Annotated in this window: 18 protein-coding genes; 11 read left to right on the top strand and 7 right to left on the bottom strand. The window is 59.8% G+C overall.

The window, feature by feature from the left end; all coding sequences use genetic code 11:
* Positions 1–16: 16 nt before the first annotated feature.
* The 8 genes from DT23_RS09675 (at position 17) to DT23_RS09640 (ending at position 8,214) form a co-directional block, all read left to right on the top strand.
* A complete protein-coding gene (locus tag DT23_RS09675; RefSeq protein WP_162177206.1) occupies positions 17–790 on the top strand; it encodes a family 16 glycosylhydrolase in 774 nt (257 codons plus the stop codon).
* On the top strand, positions 775–2,052 hold the full coding sequence (locus DT23_RS09670; RefSeq protein ID WP_162177204.1) for an O-antigen ligase family protein: 1,278 nt from the start codon (positions 775–777) through the stop codon (positions 2,050–2,052). Before DT23_RS09675 ends, DT23_RS09670 begins: the two co-directional genes overlap by 16 nt.
* Positions 2,045–3,247 carry a glycosyltransferase gene (locus DT23_RS09665; protein WP_051697187.1) on the top strand — a complete coding sequence of 401 codons (1,203 nt, stop codon included), beginning with the start codon at positions 2,045–2,047 and terminating at the stop codon, positions 3,245–3,247. Before DT23_RS09670 ends, DT23_RS09665 begins: the two co-directional genes overlap by 8 nt.
* On the top strand, positions 3,244–4,233 hold the full coding sequence (locus tag DT23_RS09660) for a glycosyltransferase family 2 protein (RefSeq protein ID WP_038130793.1): 990 nt from the start codon (positions 3,244–3,246) through the stop codon (positions 4,231–4,233). Before DT23_RS09665 ends, DT23_RS09660 begins: the two co-directional genes overlap by 4 nt.
* Positions 4,230–5,186 carry a glycosyltransferase family 2 protein gene (locus DT23_RS09655; protein WP_205618232.1) on the top strand — a complete coding sequence of 319 codons (957 nt, stop codon included), beginning with the start codon at positions 4,230–4,232 and terminating at the stop codon, positions 5,184–5,186. Before DT23_RS09660 ends, DT23_RS09655 begins: the two co-directional genes overlap by 4 nt.
* A gap of 5 nt (positions 5,187–5,191) precedes the next feature.
* Positions 5,192–7,603, top strand: a complete 2,412-nt coding sequence (locus DT23_RS09650) for an AAA family ATPase (RefSeq protein WP_051697186.1) — start codon at positions 5,192–5,194, stop codon at positions 7,601–7,603.
* A gap of 104 nt (positions 7,604–7,707) precedes the next feature.
* On the top strand, positions 7,708–7,983 hold the full coding sequence (locus DT23_RS09645; protein WP_038130790.1) for a hypothetical protein: 276 nt from the start codon (positions 7,708–7,710) through the stop codon (positions 7,981–7,983).
* Between the two features lie 48 nt (positions 7,984–8,031).
* Positions 8,032–8,214 carry a hypothetical protein gene (locus DT23_RS09640; protein WP_038130788.1) on the top strand — a complete coding sequence of 61 codons (183 nt, stop codon included), beginning with the start codon at positions 8,032–8,034 and terminating at the stop codon, positions 8,212–8,214.
* A 122-nt stretch (positions 8,215–8,336) separates the two neighbouring features.
* On the opposite strand, the gene dapA is transcribed toward DT23_RS09640, so the two are convergent.
* Positions 8,337–9,209 carry a 4-hydroxy-tetrahydrodipicolinate synthase gene (gene dapA / locus DT23_RS09635; protein ID WP_038130786.1) on the bottom strand — a complete coding sequence of 291 codons (873 nt, stop codon included), beginning with the start codon at positions 9,207–9,209 and terminating at the stop codon, positions 8,337–8,339.
* Between the two features lie 172 nt (positions 9,210–9,381).
* Between dapA and DT23_RS09630 the strand changes: the two genes are divergently transcribed.
* Complete coding sequence (locus DT23_RS09630) at positions 9,382–11,322, top strand: lytic transglycosylase domain-containing protein (RefSeq protein WP_051697185.1); 1,941 nt, start codon at positions 9,382–9,384, stop codon at positions 11,320–11,322.
* A 7-nt stretch (positions 11,323–11,329) separates the two neighbouring features.
* Here DT23_RS09630 and DT23_RS09625 read toward each other — a convergent pair whose 3' ends face one another.
* Both DT23_RS09625 and mnmC2 read right to left on the bottom strand, forming a co-directional pair.
* Positions 11,330–12,199 carry a DMT family transporter gene (locus DT23_RS09625; RefSeq protein ID WP_038130785.1) on the bottom strand — a complete coding sequence of 290 codons (870 nt, stop codon included), beginning with the start codon at positions 12,197–12,199 and terminating at the stop codon, positions 11,330–11,332.
* The gene (gene mnmC2, locus DT23_RS09620) at positions 12,192–12,866 is read right to left on the bottom strand and encodes a tRNA (5-methylaminomethyl-2-thiouridine)(34)-methyltransferase MnmC2 (RefSeq protein WP_038130783.1); all 675 of its coding nucleotides are present in this window, start codon (positions 12,864–12,866) and stop codon (positions 12,192–12,194) included. The genes DT23_RS09625 and mnmC2 overlap by 8 nt, the downstream gene beginning before the upstream one ends.
* Before the next feature lie 49 nt (positions 12,867–12,915).
* Here mnmC2 and DT23_RS09615 point away from each other — a divergent pair, with 49 nt between their 5' ends.
* Positions 12,916–13,965 (top strand): NAD(P)/FAD-dependent oxidoreductase, encoded by a 1,050-nt coding sequence (locus DT23_RS09615; RefSeq protein ID WP_038130780.1) that lies wholly within the window; start codon positions 12,916–12,918, stop codon positions 13,963–13,965.
* Positions 13,966–14,038: 73 nt separating this feature from the next.
* Here DT23_RS09615 and DT23_RS09610 read toward each other — a convergent pair whose 3' ends face one another.
* The 4 genes from DT23_RS09610 to DT23_RS09595 form a co-directional block, all read right to left on the bottom strand.
* Complete coding sequence (locus DT23_RS09610; protein ID WP_038130778.1) at positions 14,039–15,610, bottom strand: GMC family oxidoreductase; 1,572 nt, start codon at positions 15,608–15,610, stop codon at positions 14,039–14,041.
* Between the two features lie 10 nt (positions 15,611–15,620).
* Positions 15,621–16,145, bottom strand: a complete 525-nt coding sequence (locus DT23_RS09605) for a twin-arginine translocation pathway signal (protein WP_038130777.1) — start codon at positions 16,143–16,145, stop codon at positions 15,621–15,623.
* Between the two features lie 36 nt (positions 16,146–16,181).
* The gene (locus tag DT23_RS09600) at positions 16,182–16,577 is read right to left on the bottom strand and encodes a VOC family protein (RefSeq protein ID WP_038130775.1); all 396 of its coding nucleotides are present in this window, start codon (positions 16,575–16,577) and stop codon (positions 16,182–16,184) included.
* A gap of 95 nt (positions 16,578–16,672) precedes the next feature.
* On the bottom strand, positions 16,673–16,966 hold the full coding sequence (locus DT23_RS09595; RefSeq protein WP_038130773.1) for a ribbon-helix-helix domain-containing protein: 294 nt from the start codon (positions 16,964–16,966) through the stop codon (positions 16,673–16,675).
* 236 nt (positions 16,967–17,202) lie between these two features.
* Here DT23_RS09595 and DT23_RS09590 point away from each other — a divergent pair.
* Positions 17,203–20,322, top strand: a 3,120-nt coding sequence (locus DT23_RS09590; protein ID WP_038130812.1) for a valine--tRNA ligase, incomplete at its 3' end; no start/stop codon positions are given.

Raw genomic sequence — 20,322 nt, 5'->3', positions numbered from 1 at the left:
CACGATGAATCGTATTTTGGCCCGGACCGTAATTCTGGGCGTTGCGATCGGGCTGGGTGCCACTGCGCTTTGGGCGAAAAATCCCATACCGACCTCAACCCCGTTCGTCGAGCATTTCGCACGTCTGGACCCCAACCTTTGGTACATTTCTGATGGTTGGAGCAACGGGCCGCAACAGAACTGCACATGGTCGAAATCGGCGCTCGCGATCGGCAAGAATGGCGGGCTCGACCTCAAATACATTCCGCCCGGAAAAGCGGGCGACAAGGCTTTGTGCGCAGAGGTGCAGACGAAAAAATGGTTCCGGTACGGGACTTTCGAGGCGCGCATGAAAAGTGCGCCGGGGTCGGGGCTGAACGCGGCCTTTTTCAGCTTTACCGGCGCGATTCACAAGCAGCCCCATGACGAAATCGATTTTGAGCGTCTCACGCGCGCGCCAAATCTTGTTTGGCTTAACCGGTATGTGTCAGGCAATGACTTTGGCGACGGCCAATACTATCACTTCGCCCCGGCGTCAGACGATGGCTATCACAACTATGCATTCATCTGGGCTCCCGACAGCTTGAAATGGTATGTGGATGGTGTGTTGGTGCGCAAAGAAACCGCCCATGTCCCAACCCATCCAATGAAAATCTATTTCAGCCATTGGGGCAGCGACACGCTGAAAAACTGGATGGGTCCGTTCAAGCAGCCCACAGCGCCTGTCGTGATGAACGTGACGCGTTTCGCTTATACGCCCCTCGGTCAACGCTGCGTTTTTCCGGAGTCGGTTACATGCAACTTGCCCTGAGCCGATCAGCCCATGTGCTGACGATCAGGCCGACCGCAGTCCTACTAGGAATTGCGTTTACTGCGCTGAATTTCACACCGCTTTTGGGGAGCAAGGCGGCGCTGGTCTTTTTGCTGATGTGTCTGGCGCTCGTGCTCCGTCGTCCCGGAGATATTGCAAAGGAAAGCGTGGGGGCCGGTGCGCTTTGGTTGCTAGTCGGCTGGTGCATTTTGTCGACGTTCTGGTCAAACGCGCCGGGGCTGACGCTGCGATATTCAATCCAGCTTGCGCTGACCGTTGCGATTGCAGTTTCCGCCGCCTACCGGTTGTCCACGACATCGCTTTTGCGGGTCATACTGATCAGCTGGCTGTTGCCGGCTCTGGCAAGCATCGCGATCTCGCGCTCCAATCCCGGCGGGCATTGGGTCGGTATCTTCAGCTCCAAAAATGCGCTGGCGCAGTTCGCATCAATTTGCGTGCTTTCCGGCTGGGCGGTGCTGATGGACCGCAAAGGTCGTGGAGGCTGGGTATTTCTGGCCTTGCTCAATTTACTGGCCGGGGCGCTGTTGATTTATCGCGCGGATTCCGCCGGAGCCACAATTACCACCGCTCTAGGCTGCATCGGGATGCTGGCGATCGCGCCGATGCGGTTTCTCTCACGCTGGCAACGCGTTTTCCTTGGCCTTGCGATGGGGCTTTTTGCGGTGTTTGCCGTGCTCTTGATCACCGGATTTTTTGTAGAGATCGGGGATTTCGTTCTGCGTGAGACCGGTAAGGATGTGACCCTGACCGGGCGGACCACCCTTTGGAAAATAGCCTTCGGTCAAATCGCGTTGCATCCGCTTTTGGGGCAAGGATTCAAAGGCTTTTGGGTGATTGGAAACCCGATCGCCGAAAGCCTGTGGGCCCAGTTCGGGATCACCACCAAGATCGGCTTCCACTTTCACAACACGCTCATCTCGAACGCGGTCGAAATCGGCCTGATCGGCATCGCGATGCAAGCCGGATTGGTGTTTTTCGCGGCATTCAGCATCTTTCGCTGGGCCATCGCGAGCCCGTCGGCAGAGACACTTTTTCTGGCGGGTTTCGTAATACGTCAACTGATCTTGATGAACAGCGAAGTGGTGTTCTTTACACAGTTCGAGGCAATCACGTTGTTGACGGCGATGGTCATTATTTACGCGCGTCGTGCAAATGCCGAAAGGCGCGAGATCCGCTCCGATATCCCATTGCGGATGCGAAGTGCACCAAGTCAGAAGACCGGGGACGCGCGTTATGGATAGAGCGCCAGACCCAGCGGTTTTTTACCTCGCACATGATCTTGACGACACCGCAATCTGGCGGCGCGTTGCGATGCTCAAAGCGGGTGGGGCGCAGGTTTCGGTCGCGGGGTTCCGACGCGGGACAAACCCGTTGTCGCATTCGGCTCAGGTTCTCGGACATACCCGTGATGGCCGGATGCTGTCGCGCGCGCTTAGCGTGGCCCGCCTGTTGCCAGCCATTGGCAAAAAGATGGCGCGCCAGACGCGATCCGCGCCGGACGTCATCCTGGCGCGCAATCTGGAAATGTTGGTGCTCGCTCATGTCGCGGCCCGCCGTTTTCACCCGCGCCCCAAGGTCGTCTACGAATTGCTCGATATCCATCGCTTGATGCTTGGGCGGGGCCGCGTGTCGCGCCTATTGCGTCGCCTTGAAGGCGCGTTGTTACGCCGTAGCGCAGCGGTGGTGATCTCTTCGCCGGGCTTTCTCGAGCACTATCTCAAGCCTTTTAACCAGCCCCGCATCAAGACGATATTGATTGAAAACAAGCCCTTTATGCCGGGTCAGCCCAGCCAGAAGACCCATCGCGCGGGGCCCGTGGCGCCCGGTCAGGTTACGATCGGATGGTCGGGCATTTTGCGCTGTGCCAGATCGCTTGAGATACTTGACGCTTTGACGCGAAACGCGCCCGGGCGATATCTCGTCATCTTGCGCGGAAAGCCCGCATTGAACGCGATTCCGGATTTTCACGCAACGATCGCGGCCAATCCCGACCTGACCTATCGCGGCCCCTACCGTTGGCCCGAGGACTTGGCCACGATTTACGCTGACTGCGATCTCGCATGGCTTGTTGACCGCTATGATGCAGGTGAAAATTCGGACTGGTTGCTGCCAAACCGGCTATATGAGGGTTGCTTGTTTGGTGCAGTGCCGATCGCGTTGGCGGGTACGCAGGTTGGCGCGCGGTTGCGCGATCTTGACTGCGGCCTGCAAATCGCCAGCGCCCGGATTGCAGATGTCGAGGCCGTGACGGGGACGCTGGATGATCGGCGCATCATGGAGGAACGCGCCAAGATCATCGCCCAGCCCACCGCGTTGTGGCTTGCCAGTCAATCCGATTGCATTGCGCTGCTTGATGCAATGCGCAGCGCTCCCGATCCGGGCGCTGGCCCGCACGGTATTTCCAGTGTCACCCATTTGAACGAGCGAGATTTATGAACACTTTGATTGTGATACCAACTTTGAATGAAGCGCGCCACATAGCGCAAGTGCTCTCGGCCATCGAGCCGTTTGCAGTTTCGCAAGATGCATGTGTCGTCGTAGCCGATGGCGGCTCAACCGATGCGACATGCTCGATTGTGCGCGAGACGGCTGCCGATGCACCGTGGTTGCATCTGGTTGACAACCCGGGCCGCTATCAAAGCGCGGCGGTAAATCTGGCGGTCGAGACATTTGGCGACACGGCAGAGTGGTTGATCCGGATGGATGCACATTCCTCTTATCCCCCGGACTTCTGCGCAACGCTGATCCGTGAGGCCGAGACCACGGACGCGGCCTCGGTCGTGGTCACCATGTATGCCAAGGGCAATTCTACGTTTCAGCAAATCGCAGCAGCGGCGCAGAACTCGCGATTTGGAAATGGCGCCTCTGCGCATCGCAATCGCACCGAGGGCGCTTGGGTCGATCACGGCCATCACGCGTTGATGCGGCTAGATGCTTTTCGCGCTATCGGCGGATATGACCCAAGCTTTACGCATAATGAGGATGCTGAATTTGATTACCGGCTGGCGCTGGCAGGCTATCGCATCTGGCTGAGTGCACGCACCGAAATCGAGTATTTCCCGCGCAATTCCCTGCGCGGCGTGATGCGTCAGTACTTTTTGTTCGGTCGCGGCAGGGCGCGCAACCTGGCCAAGCATCAAGCCCGCCCTGCGCGCCGCCAGAAGATTGTAGCAGCCCTGGCGCCTGCCCTCGCGCTTGCGTTGCTGTCACCACTGAATTGGATATTCGATGTCCCGCTATTGGCGTGGGTGGCGGCCTGTGTTGTCGCAGGGCTGATGATTGCCCGTGATTTGAGGCAACCGCGCTGCGTGTTTGCCGGGCCGGTCGCCGGGCTGATGCAATTGGCGTGGTCGGCCGGGTATTGGGTGCAAACGCTTTGTGCACGGCTTGCAGGTGCGTTTCGGCTAAGGGGTGAAATTTGACCCAGCAGTCCCTTGTTATGATTGGCCTATGTACGTTTCGGCGCGCGGCGGTAAGCGAAGCCTTGGCCTCGCTCGGGGCGCTCATGCCGCCCGAGGGTATCACGATCACCATCGCGGTGGCCGACAATGACACCATGCCAACCGCACGCGAGCGGGTTGAGGCAGCGGCGCGAGACATGCCGTTTGCGCTACAATATCTTCATGCACCGGCACGAAATATCTCACGCGCACGCAACGCCATTCTAGAGGCGGCCCAAGAGGCGCGTGCCGATTATCTGGCCTTCATCGACGATGATGAAACGGTTGATAAAGCATGGCTTGATGTGTTGCTACGGGCGCATCTGAAAAGCGGTGCGGGCGCGATTGTCGGGCCGGTGCGCGCCGCTTACCGTCTCGATGCGCCCGAATGGATGGTGCAAGGTGCGGTGCACGACACAGAGCCCGACATCACCGCAAAAGGGTTCGCACATACCGGTTATACCTGTAACGTTTTGCTGGATTTGCGCGATCCCGACCTGACCGGTTTGCGCTTTGATCTGCATCGCGGCCGCTCTGGTGGTGAAGATACGGCTTACTTCTCGCAATATCAGGCGCGAGGCGGCAAGATCGTTTATACGCCCGACGCGATTGTGCGCGAACTCGTGCCGCCCGAACGCGCCAAGCTGTCCTGGCTGTTGCAGCGCCGCATTCGCATGGGCCAGACGCATGGAAATCTGATCTGTGCCGGACGGGGTTTGGGCGGGCGTATCCAGCACGCCTCACTGGCCACAGCCAAAGCTGCCTTTTGCCTTTTGGCCGCAGTCATCCATAGCTTCACGCCGCTTTCACGCAATCGCGCCTTGATGCGCGGGGCGTTGCACCTTGGTACGCTATCGGGCTGCCTTGGCGGTCAAGCGCTGACAATTTATGGTGCAGCCAACCAACAATCCGAAAACAAGCGGAGTTCAACGTGAAGAATATGGCCTTGCGTTTCAATGACGGCCCTGAAGTGCTTCGCGAGGCCCGCGATACTTCGGATGGCACAATTAATTTGACGCGCCTGCTGGCAGTGCTTCGGCGTAGACGCAGGATCATCATCTGGTCGTTGGGTGTCTGGTGTGTGCTTGGCGTCTTTTATGTGACGACCACGCCCAGCTACTACGATGCAACCGCCAGTGTGCTTCTGGATAGCAATATCGGTCGCACCATCCAGCAGGTTTCCACCACCACCAGCAGCAGCGATCCGACCACTAGCGACACCGAGATGGACAGCGCGCAATTGGTGATTACCTCGGATGCGGTGGCGCAACGCGTGGCAAAGCGTCTCAAGCTTGAACAGAACCCTGCGTTTACGAACCCGCCGGTCTCGATGACGGCTACGCTGATCGCTAAGGTGATTGGCGCCATTCGCGCTCCGATGGTCTGGCTGCGTGACAAGGTCTCTCCTACCCCGCCCAGTGGTTCGGACCCGGATCAAACAACAGCGAACACGACTCCTCCCTCGGCCGAAGATGTCGCGCAACTTCAACAAAAGGAAATTGCGCAATACCTGCAACAACGGGTCAAGGTTTACAGGATCGGACGCAGTTCGGCTTTTGCGATTTCCTATCGGGCCGACGACCCTGCTCTGGCCGCCGATATCGTCAACGCGTTCTCGCAGGTCTATGTATCTGACGTTCTCAATGCGAATTTTACTGCGACAGAACAGATGACGGAGTGGATGCAAGGCAGGCTTGCGACGCTTCAAACCAACGCGCGCAACGCTGCACAAGACGCCGAGAAATTCCGTGCGAAGAATGGGCTCGTAGACGCCGATAGCATTCCGATTTCACAAGGTGCGGTATCCACGCTCAATCAAGATCTATCCAGCGCAATCGCCGATTCTGCGCGCGCGCATGCGCGCGTGAGCGCTTTGAAAGCGGTCGTGCAGCAGGGGCTCGCCAGCCTAGTCAAAAGCGGCATTCCAAGCGGGTTGCCAGCGATTGATGATCCCGACTTCATTCAGCGCCAGCGCGCGCTGACAAATTCCGTTGCAGCGCTGAACAGGCTGCACACGATTGGCGGCGCCAGTGCGCAACAAATCCAATCAAGTGAACAGCGCGTGGAGGATGCGGCAAACCAGTTGTTTATGTCGATCAAGTTGCAGTTCGAACAGGCACGCGGCGCGGCAACCTTGGCAGACGCGCGCGTCAGCGCGTTGCAAAACAGTTTGAACTCGGCTGTTGGACATGACGCCAAAAGCGGCCCCGCACAGGTCAAGCTCAACGCCTTGGAGCAGCGCGCGCAAACACTTTCCACGCTATATCAGACATTTCTGAGCAAGTTTCAGGAGCTCGACCAACAAAAGACCTTCCCGATTTCCAACGTGCGCATTCTGAATCTCGCGGATCCGCCGCAATTCGCCTCGGGTCCAAGCGCCAAGTTAACGCTGGCTTTGTGCATCGTGCTTGGCTTATTCACCGGTTTGGTCCTGGCGGCCATTCGTGAGTGGCGCGACCGGTTTGTCTACACCGCCGATCAAATCAACAATGATCTCGGGTTTCCTTTCCTTGGCTACCTTCAGATGATCAAGCCGGTTGCGCAGACGGGGCCAAGCTATTCCGATCAACCCCATCGCCAGAGGCCTGCCGCCACAACCCGAGATCAGGTTCGCGCCAGCAGCTTGCCTGTCGTCGGGGGGAATGTGTCGCTGTACACGCTGCAAAACATGCGCTCCCAGTTTACGGAAACCTTGCGCAATATTCGGCTCTCGAGCCAACTCACAGGACCGGCCGGAAAGTCGCGCGTGATCGGCCTGAGCTCGGCGCGTCCCGGTGAGGGCAAGACATTTACGTCACTTAACCTTGCGGCGCTAATTGCCGAAGGTAGTGCCTCTGTTATCCTGATTGATGCGGACCCGCATCGCTGCGGGCTTAGCCATCTGTTGGGGGTCACGGACCAGGAGGGGCTACTTGAAGTGCTTAGCGGGGCCCGTGACTGGACCCAGACGCGTTGCCAGGTCGCCAATAGCAAGGTCGATTTTATGCCGAGCCTCGTGCCGGCAGACTTCAGCCATGCCAGCGAGATTCTGGCCGGGGCGGCCTTCAAAGATCTGCTCACGCAGCTTCGGCAGTCCTACGATTTTGTTATTCTCGACCTAGCACCAATGGGAGCTGTGTCCGATGTCCGCGCCGTGATCGGCGACATAGATCAATTGGTGATGCTTGCGGAATGGGGCAAGACAAGTAAACTCCTGCTTCACAAGTTGTTGACAATCGATCCTAAAGTGCACCAAAAACTATTGGGTATTGTTTTGAACAAGGTCGATCTCAAGCGGTTGAAAGTTTATTCGTCCGAAGAGGATAGCGCGAGCTACTTGGGCGATTATTCTGGATATTACTCAAGTGAATGAGAATTCGGTTTTTTTGACTTTCGCAGGTTTATCTTTGCGCCTCAATGCCTAGAGTTGTGCCGAGGGGCAGCTTTCCCCTTTGAGAAGAGCGCGGAGGGATAAATTTGCGGTTCACGTCGTTCTTGGTGGGTCTTGCCGTTTTTGTAACGCTACAGACCGTGGTAACGGTCTTTTCCGGACAGACATTCTGGGTGGTTGTCGGGGGTGATCTGGTCACGATTTTCCTGGCCCAGTTGATTTACCTTATCGTCATCGCTGCAATGACCGCCAAAGAAAGCCGTTCCCGCGCGCCACGCAAACCGACTGCCGATCCGAACGCAGACAACCCGCAATTTGCGAACCGCGCCGCACTTTCCAATCAGAATTCACAATCGAAGTAGCTGCGCACAGTCGCGGTCATCAGCACTTGCATATGGCGTCTCGCTGTCATGGCGCAATGTTCGCCAGAGAACGTCGATCTCTGGGCTGCGAACATCGTCGCAGACAAGCCATTCCGGTTGGCAACAACCGCCATGGCCAACAAGGCCGCTCGGGCCATCTGGGCGATGCTCACGAAGAGCGAAATCGACCCTGCGACCAATATAAAGGGCGACGACATCGGTTCCAAGTGAGGCAGCACACCCCCTCTCAAACACGCTCAAGGGCGCGGAATTACATCCGCGCCCTTTTTTATTGGTCTAACGCCAGCGGGCAGCAATATGACACCTAACGGTCGGGCTAAGCCCCCTGCTCCTCAGATCAGACCAGCATATTCCATCGCCGCATCAATCGCCGCTTTCGTGCCATCCAGCAACTCGGTCAGCGGCAGGCGCACCTCGGGCGAGATCAGCCCCAGTTTCGACATGGCATATTTCGCACCCGCCACGCCGGGCTCAAGGAACAGCGCCATGTGAAGCGGCATCAGCTTGTCCTGATAGCCAAGCGCCTTGGCGTAATCGCCCGCCAGCATAGCCTCTTGGAACTGCGCGCATAGTTTTGGCGCAACGTTCGCGGTGACCGAGATACAGCCCACCCCGCCATGCGCATTAAAGCCCAGCGCGGTCGCATCTTCGCCCGAAAGCTGGATGAAATCGGCACCGCAGGTCAGGCGCTGCATCGATACACGCTCCAGCTTGCCCGTCGCGTCTTTGACGCCGATGATCCGCTCCAGCTTGGCCAGTTCGCCCATCGTTTCGGGGGCCATGTCGATCACCGAACGCCCCGGAATGTTGTAGATGATGATCGGCAGATCGCAGGCATCATGCAAAGCGGTGAAATGCGCGATCATCCCGCGTTGGGTCGGCTTGTTGTAATAGGGCGTAACCACAAGCGCAGCATCCGCACCGGTTTTGGCGGCATGCTGGATCAGGCGCACGCCCTCGGCGGTCGAATTCGACCCGGCCCCTGCAATCACGGGGATACGACCCTTGGCGGCTTTCACGACCTCGGTGATCACGGTCATGTGCTCATCGTGGCTGACGGTCGGGCTTTCGCCCGTCGTACCCACCGGCACCAGCCCGTGGCTGCCCTGTTCGATATGCCATTCGACCAGCTTTTTCAGCGCGTCCAGATCCAGTGCGCCGTTCTTAAACGGCGTGACCAGTGCGGGAAGAGACCCTTTGAACATGACACGCTCCTTGGTTTTAGACTTGGGTTTTCACAAAGCCGGCGCACGCGGCGGCGCGGCGAAATTCGGCGGGGTTATAAGCTTTTGCCACGCCGTTGCCAACTTGTGAATCGTCCCCATCTATGAGAGTTGACGCCAAAGGGGAAAACCCCATGAAAAAAGAGCAGTCCTGATGATCCGACGCCAGTTCCTCGCGGCGCTAGCCGCATCGACCGCCGTTCTCACTCCCGCCATCGTGCGCGCTGCGACCAGCGCGCTGGGGCAGGCATTGGCCGCCGCGAAATCCGGCGATTGGAGCCGCGCCGATGCTTTGGCGCGCCGCGATGGCCCGCTTGGCGCTGATCTTATCCAATGGCAGCGTTTGCGCGCGGGCGACGGTTCTTTCGCGGATTATTTCCCCTTTGCCTCGCGGCGTGCGGATTGGCCGGGCATGGCCCTGTTGCGTAAACAAGGTGAGTCCACGCTTGAGTCGATCCCGCCGACGCAGGTTCTGGATTATTTCAAGCTTGGCGCGCCGCAAACGGGCACGGGGGCGCTGGCACTGATCGGCGCACATCTGGCGCTGGGGCAGAAAACGGCTGCGGCGGCTGTGGCCGAGTCGGCTTGGCGGCATCTATCCCTAAGCACAAGCGAACAAAACGCCTTTCTCGCGCAATACCCCTCTCTGATCGCGCCCCATCATGGCGGGCGTATGCAGAACATGCTTGATAGCGGAGAGTTGACGCAAGCGCGCCGGATGCTGGATTTGGTCGCCCCTGGCACAAAGGCCGTTGCCCGCGCGCGTATCGCCTTGCAGGCGCGCGAAGATGGTGTCGATGATCTGGTCGCGGCGGTGCCCGATTACATGGTCAAACGCTCGGCCGGGTTGGCGCGCGATCGCGCGTGGTGGCGGTGGCGTAAGGGGCTTGAAGATGGCGCGGCAGAGCTGATCCTTGAGCGATCGAATTCGGCCAGCGACCTTGAAGACCCGATCCTTTGGGCCGATCTGCGCGGCGCGCAAGCCCGCTGGGATCTGCGCAATGGCAACACCAAGCGCGCCTATCAACTGGCCGCGCGCCATCGGCTCAAACCGGGCGGCGCGGATTACGCAGATCTGGAATGGGTGGCAGGATATGCCGCGTTGAAACTGGGTGATACGCAAAGCGCGCTGACCCATTTCAAGGCGCTGGAGCAGGCCGTGGATGGCCCGATTTCCTCGGCGCGCGCCTATTATTGGCAGGGCCGTGCGCTTGAGGTGATGGGCAAGGCCGACGCGGCAAAGGCGGCTTGGCAAAAGGGTGCGAGTGAGCAAAGCGCCTATTATGGCTTGCTGTCAGCCGAACGCCTTGGCCTGCCCCTGCCCGCCAGCTTTGCCGCCACCCCAAAACTACCCAATTGGCATGAATACAAGTTTCGCCACAGCGATGTCTTCAAGGCAGCGCAACTGCTGTATCAGGCCGATGAACCGGATCTGGCGGCGCGGTTCGTTCTGCATCTTGAAGAAAACCTCGGCCCCGGCAATTTCGGCGCACTCGCACAATATGCGCTGGAACAGAAAGACACTTATCTGACGCTGATCATCGGCAAACGCGCCGCCGCCAAGGGCGAGATCATTCCCCAAGCGCTCTGGCCGATCCCGCCGTTGACGAGCCACGATCTGGGCGTCCCCGAGGCGCTGGTTCTGGCCGTGGCGCGTCGAGAAAGCCAGTTCGCGGTGGGCGTGGCCAGTGGCGTGGGCGCGCAGGGCTTGATGCAGCTGATGCCGGGCACGGCCAAGATGATGGCGGCCAAGACGGGTTTGAGTTACTCGCTATCGCGCCTGACCAGTGATGCGACCTACAATCTGCGTTTGGGCGGGGCCTATCTGGCGCAGTTGCGCGATGAGTTCGGGGCCTCGACGGTGCTTGTCGCCACTGGCTACAACGCCGGACCGGGCCGCCCGCGCCGCTGGATCAAGGAACAGGGTGACCCGCGCGTGCGCACGGTGGATGTGGTTGATTGGGTCGAGATGATCCCGTTTACCGAGACCCGCAATTACGCGATGCGCGTGGCCGAGGCGATCCCGCCCTACCGCGCGCGGTTGCGCGAGTCCGAGTTGAAATTCACCGATATTTTGCGCGGCACAGCGGGGTAGCCGCGCGTCACGCTGCCGCCACCCGCGCGCGCCACAGCGTGAACAGCCCCGCGCAGACCACGACGCCCGCGCCGATCACCACGTTCATCTCAAGCGGTTCGTGAAACACGATAACGCCAATCGTCGCGGCGAACACCAGTTGCAGATAGGCGAAGGGCTGGATGGCTGACGCCTCGGCTACCTCATAGGCCTTAATCAGCAGGAAATGCCCGGTCGCCGCCGTGACACACAGCACCGCCATCCAGCCCCAATCGGCCAGCGTCATGTTTTCCCAATGCCAGATACCCACGACCGTCACAATCAGCGCCCCGACAACGCCCGTATAAAAGAACGACACCGAGGCCGGATCGACCCGCCCGACATAGCGCGTCATCAGCGAATACAGCGCAAACATGGTCGCCGCCGCTAGCGGGATCAGCGCATAGGGGGAGAACACCCCAAAGCCGGGCTGCAAAATGATCAACACCCCGACAAAGCCGATCGCAATCGCCACCACCCTGCGCCAGCCAACCTTTTCACCCAGAACAGGGCCGGACAGCCCCGCCACCAATAGCGGATAGCAGGCGAACACCGCGTGGCTATGCACCAGCCCCAGATAGACAAAGCCCTGCACCATCACGATCACTTCGACGATTAACACCACCGAGCGAAACAACTGCGCCCAAGGCAGGGCCGACCGGCTGGCGCGCCGCAACCCGCCGGGACTGCGCGCCGCGATCACCAGCACAAAGCCGGCAAAGAACCAGAACCGCACCATCAGCGCCATGTAGACATTGTAAGTCTCGGCGATATGGCGCGAGATCCCGTCCTGCATCGCAAAAATGAAGGTTACCATGACCATCAAAAGGATGCCGCGGCGATTGTCCTGCTCAACCATGAAACACGCCTTTCGACATATGCCGCTTGTGACCGAAACCGGGGCTGCGCGTGACCTCGAACCCGGCTTCCGCCAAGGCGCGGCGCACGAATCCGGCGGCGGTATAGGTCGCGAAAGTGCCGCCCTTGGCCGTATGCGCGCCGACCTGCGCCATCAAATCATCGCCCCAGAGCTCGGGGTTCTTGGCGGGCGAAAACCCGTCGAGAAACCACGCATCCGCGCGCCCCTGCCAATGTGGCAAGCTTTCTCGCGCATCGCCCTCGATCACCTCAACGGCGATCGGGCCAAATTGAAACGCCCGCGTGCCTTGCGCCCAAGCGTCCAGAAACGGCGCAGCAATCGCGCGTGCCTGCGGAAACGCCTCCAGCGCGCGCGCGATCTCATCCGCGTTCATCGGATAGGCCTCAAACGATGTGAACCGGATCGCGCAATCCTCGGGGCAGATCAGGCGCAGCGCCAGCAGGTTCAAGCCGGTGCCAAAGCCCAGTTCGGCCACCTGAAACCCCGCCGCCAAGCGATCCGGCAGATCATTGCCCGACAGAAACACATGGCGCGTTTCATCCAAGCCCCCGCCAAGGCTGAAATACGGATCGTCAAAGCGGCGCGACACGGGCAAAACGCCGTCGCGCCAATCGAGATCGGCTTTGCTCTGGTCAGGCTGGGTCATCAGGGATAGTCCGTTGCTTACATCCGAGCAGTGACGCAAGGGGCGGAAAATGACAAGCGGACAGCCCGATCTGACAGTGCGCGGCGGCGGTATCTTTGGCCTCGCCATCGCGTTTCACGCCACGCGGCGCGGTGCGCGCGTGCGCCTGATTGAGGCCGTGCAGATCGGCGCGGGCAGTTCGGGCGGACATGTCGGCGCGCTGGCTCCGCATGTGCCCGAAAACTGGAACGCCAAGAAACAATTCCAGTTTGAAAGCCTGATGATGGCCGAGGCGTTCTGGGCCGAGGTCGCGCAGATCGGCGGGCGTGATCCGGGCTATGCTCGCATCGGGCGCATCCAGCCGTTGATGGACGCTGCGCAGATTGCTCGCGCGCAGGACCGCGCAGCAATTGCCGCCGATCTATGGCAGGGGCGCGCGATTTGGCAGGTGGTAGAGGCGGCGCAGTTTGCGCCCTTCGCGCCGCCCTCGCCTACAGGTTTGGTGGTGCATGACACGCTGAGCGCGCGCGCCGCACCGCGTGCCGCAAGCGCCGCGCTTGTCGCAGCGCTCAAGGCGATGGGCGCAGAGATCGTGATCGGAGAGGGCGACGAGATCGGCCCCGTGATCCACGCCACTGGCGCGCCCGGTTTGGCTGCGCTAAGTGCCGCGCTCAACACGCCTGTCGGGAATGGTGTCAAAGGCCAATCCGCGCTGTTGCGCTATGACGCGGGGGCTGCACCGCAAATCTACGCCGATAGCCTGCATCTTGTGCCCCATAGCGATGGCACCGTCGCAATCGGGTCAACATCCGAGCGTGAATTTGATGCCCCCGATACGACCGATGGCCAGCTTGATGCGCTGATCGACAAGGCCCGCCGCCTGTGCCCCGCGCTGGCCAACGCGCCAGTGATCGACCGCTGGGCAGGCGTGCGCCCGCGCGCCAAGACGCGCGCGCCGATGCTGGGGGCTTGGCCCGAACAACCGGGGCATTTCATCGCCAATGGCGGGTTCAAGATCGGCTTTGGCATGGCCCCGAAAGTGGCGCAGGTGATGGTGGATCTGGTGCTGGATGGCCAAGATACGATCCCCGAAGGGTTCCGCGTGGAAGATAACCTTTAAGGCGCGCCCCACGAAAAAGGGCCGCCCGAAGGCAGCCCCATCTCATATCCTCGCTGAAAGGCGCAAAGCGGCCTTACATATTGCCCTTCGAAATCTCGCCAGCAATGTGATCGGCCTGACGGATCGCAAGCGCCACGATGGTCAGCGTCGGGTTTTCCGCCGCGCTGGTCGTGAACTGTGAGCCGTCCGAGATGAACAGGTTGGGCACGTCATGCGTACGGCCATGCTTGTTCACAACGCCATCGCGCGGGTTCTCGGACATCCGGTTGGAGCCAAGGTTATGCGTTGACGGATAGGGCGGCGTCGGAAGCGTCCGGGTCGCGCCCACCGCGTCATACACCGCCGCCCCCTGCGCATAAGCGTGCTTGCGCATCGCCACGTCGTTGGGGTGATCGGTATAGTTCACATTCGCGACCGGCAGCCCGTAGGCATCCGTGACCGCGTGGTTAAGCGTGACGCGGTTGGTTTCTTGCGGCATGTCCTCGCCGACAATCCACATTCCGGCCATGTTTTCATAGCTATCAAGCGCCGAGGTGAACTCACGTCCCCAACTGCCCGGATCAAGGAAGGCCGCCATGAAGGGCAGACCAAGGCTGAGCGTCTCGAACTCATAGCCACCCACGAAGCCACGCGACGGGTCATGACGCGATTCATCGCGAATGATGCCCGCCATCGTCGTGCCGCGCCACATTCGCACCGGCTTGTCGAACACACCGTAAACCGAGCCCGTCATGTGGCGCATATAGTTGCGCCCGACCTGACCCGAGGAATTGGCCAGCCCATCGGGGAACATCGCCGAATGCGAGTTCAGCAAAATCCGCGGGCTTTCGATCGAGTTGCCTGCGACGCAGACGATCTTGGCCTTTTGCATCTGCAAATTGCCGTCCTTGTCGAAATATTCGACACCCGAGGCCAGCCCCTTGTCGTCATGCAGGATGCGCGCGGCATGGACGTGATCGCGCACCTCCAGATTTCCCGTCGCCTCGCCGCGCGGGATGTCGGTATAGGCCGAGGACCACTTCGCGCCCCATTTACAGCCTTGGAAACAAAAACCCGTCTGCTGGCAGGCATTGCGCCCGTCATATTCGACCGAATTGATCGCCATGCGGCCCGTGGACACGTCTTTATAGCCCAGCGCCAGCGCGCCCTTTTCGAACACCTTGTAGTTGTTGCTGCCCGGCAGGCCCGGACGATCTCCGGTGCGCGTCACGCCCAGCTTGGCCTCGGCCTTTTCGTAGTAGGGTTCCATTTCCGCGGGGTCGATCGGCCAGTCGAGCAGGTTCGCGCCGTCGACCGCGCCGTAATGGGTCTTGGCTTTCCACTCGTGCTCGTGAAAGCGCAAGCTTGCCCCCGCCCAGTGAATCGACGTGCCCCCGACCGCCTTGACGATCCACGCAGGCAGGCCCGAGAAATCCTTGGCCACGCGCCAATCGCCCGAGGTCGTGCGCGGTTCGGTCCAGGCGAGCTGGCCGAAGCTGTCCCACTCGTCGTTGATGTAATCCTCGGGCAGATAGCGCCCGCCGGCCTCGAGTGCGACCACTTTGACGCCCTTTTGCGCCAGTTCATTTGCAAGCACGCCGCCGCCAGCGCCGGTGCCGATGATAACGACGATGCTGTCGTCGTTCAGATCAAATTTCGCAACCATGTCTGCCTCCTCACAGCCAGTCGATGTCATCAAAACCGCGGTCGATATAACCGCCTTTGGAATAGGACTCGCCCTCATATCCAAAGACCGGCCAGACCGCTTTCTGGTTGTAGAGACCCGTCACAAGGCCGCCCCGCACCTTCTGGAAAAAGGGGCTTTCCTCCATCCCCCGCAGGATCGCCACGCGATCCTTTTCCCAAGCGGTATCAAGATAGCTCGCATTACCCTTGCCGCGCGCGGCGGCATCAAGCGCGGCGATACCAGCCTCGATTTCCTCGGCCATATCGGCGGTGTCATACCCTTTGACGGCCTTGACGTAATATTGGTCGTCAATCTTGTCGTGGGGATAAATGTCGCGCGCCATCTGCACGAGTGTCGCAAATGTTGTGGGTTTCAGCGCCGTAAGTTCGGTCGCCCAAGCGGCATTGCGCGCCGCCATGAACCCCGACCCCACTACGAAACTTGCCCCCGCTACGGTTGCCCGTGAAAGCAGCTGCCGACGGGTCAGCCCTTTCGAGCCTACCTTGGTTGCCATTGTCGTCTCCTCCCTGTTGTCTCCCGTGAAACGGGCCTATTTGTAGCGACCGCCCCGCTGTAGCACCTCGATCTGGTATCCATCGGGATCGGCCACGAAAAAGAACTTCGCGATGACCTCCCCAGCCGGCGCGAATTCCACGAGCTTACGAGGCGCAAGCCCCTGCGCCTCAAAGCGCTGATGTTCAGATTCAATATCATCAACCGACACGGCCAAGTGGCCGTAGCCATTGCCAAGGTCGTAGGGCTCGGTCTGGCCCTTGTTGACGGTCAGTTCCAATTCAAACCCGCTTTCGCCATTACTCAGGTAAAGCAGCGTGAAATCTGGAAAATCGAGACGTTCCGCGACCTTGAGACCGAAAGCCTTGTCGTAAAACGAAACCGAGCGGTCCTCATCAAGGACACGGATCATGGAATGGATGGTTTTTGCCACCGTTTGCTCCCGCTAATAGTGCTATCACTTACCTTTGAAAGCGTAGCAGCGGGGTCAGGTGGGGCAGGTAGTAGGTCTATACTACCCGCCGAATTTTATTCAGCAGCCATCGCCATCGGTTCGGGCTGCGCCGATATTTCGAGGAATTTCAGGCAAGCACAGCGCAGCAGCGAGGTGAAATTCGACGGCTCGCCGCGCCGTTCCAGCACTTCGGCATGCAGCGTCGAAATAAAGGTCGGCGTCGACACCCCGTCGCGCGCGGCGATCTGGTCAAGAATATCCCAGAACGCGTTTTCAAGGCGGATGCTGGTGCTTTGCCCATTCAGCCGCAAGCGGCGCGTTTCACTGCTATACCGTTCCGGCTCTTGGCCGGCGAACACAAGGCACATATCGTCTCCCTCCCTAAGATCCGATTGCCGTGACGCGTTTTGCAACGCGCCGGACAGAAAGGATACCCGCTGGTTTGAATACGTCAACTTGCTTGTTCGGACAGCTTGGGCAGGCGTACGCATCGGCTGAAACCTTGCATGCAGATCACGCAATCCTGCAGTCCTGATGTGGTGAAGGGTTTTCCTTGTTGCGCGCGCGCGTTACATATCGCTCAAGCCAGCAAGGATGCCCTGACATGACAATGGATAAAACCTTCGACGCCGCCGCCGCCGAGCCGCGGATCTATGCGAAATGGGAAGAGATGGGGGCGTTCAAGGCGGGCGCCAATGCCTCACGCGAGGAAACATTCTGCGTGATGATCCCGCCGCCCAATGTCACGGGCGCTTTGCATGTGGGCCATGCGTTCAACAACACCGTGCAGGATATCCTTGTGCGCTGGCACCGGATGCGCGGTTTTGACACGCTTTGGCAGCCGGGTCAGGACCATGCCGGCATCGCCACGCAGTTGATGGTCGAAAAGGAACTCGCCAAGACCGGACAGCCCAAGCGGGTCGAACTGGGGCGCGAGAAGTTCCTTGAGAAGGTCTGGGACTGGAAGGGCGAGTATGGCCAAACCATCGTCAACCAGCTTAAACGGCTTGGTTCCAGCGCGGATTGGTCGCGCAACGCATTCACCATGGCAGGCGCGCCGGGCGATCCGCGCACAGGCCACGAAAACAGCGCCAATTTCCACGATGCCGTCATCAAGGTCTTCGTGGATATGTATGAAAAGGGCCTGATCTATCGCGGCAAGCGGTTGGTCAACTGGGACCCCCATTTCGAAACCGCGATCTCCGATCTTGAGGTCGAGAATATCGAAACCGCCGGCCATATGTGGCACTTCAAATATCCGCTGGCCGGTGGCGAAACCTATACTTATGTCGAGAAAGACGAGGACGGAAATATCGTCGTGCAGGAAGAGCGCGACTATATTTCCATCGCAACCACCCGCCCCGAAACGATGCTGGGCGATGGTGCGGTTGCGGTGCATCCCTCGGATACGCGCTATGCACCGATTGTCGGCAAGCTGTGTGAAATTCCCGTCGGTCCCAAGGAACACCGCCGCCTGATCCCGATTATCACCGATCAATACCCGGACAAGGATTTCGGCTCGGGTGCGGTGAAAATCACTGGCGCGCATGATTTCAACGACTACCAGGTCGCCAAGCGCAACGGCATCCCGATGTATCGCCTGATGGATACCAAAGGCGCGATGCGCGATGACGGGCTTTCCTATGCGGATTGTGCCGTGCGCGCGATGGAGATTTCAAAAGGCGCAGATTTTTCCGAGACCGAAGTCGACGCGCTCAACCTTGTGCCCGACGAGTTGCGCGGTCTCGACCGCTTTCAGGCGCGCAAGGCGGTCGTGCAGCAGATCACCGATGAGGGGCTGGCGGTGATGATCCCCGGCGAGCCGGACGATTCCGATGGCAAGGTGTGCTTTGACGGCGGCATGGTTCCACTGGTCGAATCCAAACCAATCATGCAGCCTTTCGGCGACCGCTCCAAGGTCGTGATCGAGCCGATGCTGACCGATCAGTGGTTCGTGGACGCCGAAAAGATCGTCGGCAAAGCGCTGGAGGCTGTGCGCAATGGCGACACGGTGATCCTGCCCGAGGCGGGTGAGAAGACCTATTACCATTGGCTGGAAAATATCGAGCCGTGGTGCATTTCGCGCCAACTTTGGTGGGGCCACCAGATTCCGGTCTGGTATGGCCTTGACCTTGAGGCCCCCGATTTCCGTGATGATGAGGGCGATGGCTCCCTCGATCTGGTCGAAATGGGCCGGCTTTTGGTGGAAACCAAGATGGTCCATCAGGGCGATGTGCATCACTGCGCGCCCGAATTTGACGGGGTTGTCGCACAGTTCAAGGCGGGCATCGCGGGCCTGCCCACGCCGCTCAACGTCGCGCGGGTGGTAGAGGTCGCAGACCGTCACGCCGCCGTCGAGGCGCTGGCCGCGAGCCTAGCCAATTACGAGATGACCGAGGACCCCACGCAGCTGATCTACCCGGTTTGGCGCGACGCGGATGTGCTTGATACCTGGTTCAGCTCGGGCCTTTGGCCGATCGGCACGCTGGGCTGGCCCGAAGAGACGCCGGAACTGGCGAAATACTTCCCGACCGATGTGTTGGTGACCGGCTTTGATATCCTGTTCTTCTGGGTTGCCCGGATGATGATGATGCAGTTGGCCGTCGTCGATCAGGTGCCGTTCCATACGGTCTATCTGCACCAGCTCGTGCGCGACGAGAAGGGCAAGAAGATGTCCAAAACCACGGGCAACGTGATTGACCCGCTGGAAATCATCGACGAATACGGCGCGGATGCGCTGCGCTTCACCAATACCGCGATGGCGGCGTTGGGCGGCGTTCTGAAACTCAGCGAAGAGCGCATCAAAGGCTATCGCAACTTTGGCACCAAAATCTGGAACGCCACCCGCTTTGCCGAGATGAACGGCGTGTTTGACGGCCCTGTCGTTAGCGCGATCCCGCAGCCCAAGCATACCGTGAACCGCTGGATTATCGGCGAAACCGCGAAAGTGCGCGAGTTGGTCGATGACTCATTCGCCAACTATCGGTTCAACGATGCGGCGCTGGGTCTGTATGGCTTTGTCTGGGGCAAGGTGTGTGATTGGTATGTCGAGTTTGCCAAGCCGCTATTTGATGGCGAACATGCCGAGGAAACGCGCGAAACGATGCGTTGGGTGCTCGATCAGTGCTACATCCTGCTGCATCCGATCATGCCCTTTATCACCGAAGAGCTGTGGGATCTGACCGCGCCGCAAGGCGATCGCGCCAAGATGCTGATCCATGCCGATTGGCCCAGCTACACCACCGCCGATCTGCTTGATCCGGCTGCGGATCGCGAAATGAACTGGGTGATCGACCTGATCGAGGCGATCCGGTCCTCGCGCACGCAGATGGGGGTTCCGGTGGGGCTGAAACTGCCGATGGTTCTGGCGCAGGCAGATGATGCCGCCCGCGCGGCGCTGGCCCATAACGAGTCGCTGATTTTCCGTCTTGCTCGGGTCGATTCGATCACCGAAGGCCCCATTCCGAAAGGCGCGATCTCGATCCCGGCTCAGGGCGCGCTGTTCGGTCTGCCGCTTGAAGGCGTGATCGACATCGGCAAGGAAAAGGCGCGTCTGGAAAAGGCCTTGGGCAAGATGGAGAAAGAGATTGGCGGCATGAAAGGCCGGCTGAACAATCCGAAATTCATCGAAAATGCCGACCCCGAGGTCGTAGTCGAGACCCGCGAAAACCTTGCTCGGGCGGAAGAAGAGGCCGACAAAGTGCGCGGCGCTGTCACCCGCCTT

This window comes from Thioclava indica, assembly GCF_000714545.1.
Classification (GTDB): Bacteria; Pseudomonadota; Alphaproteobacteria; order Rhodobacterales; family Rhodobacteraceae; genus Thioclava; species Thioclava indica.
This window is presented reverse-complemented; position numbering and strand designations above follow the sequence as displayed.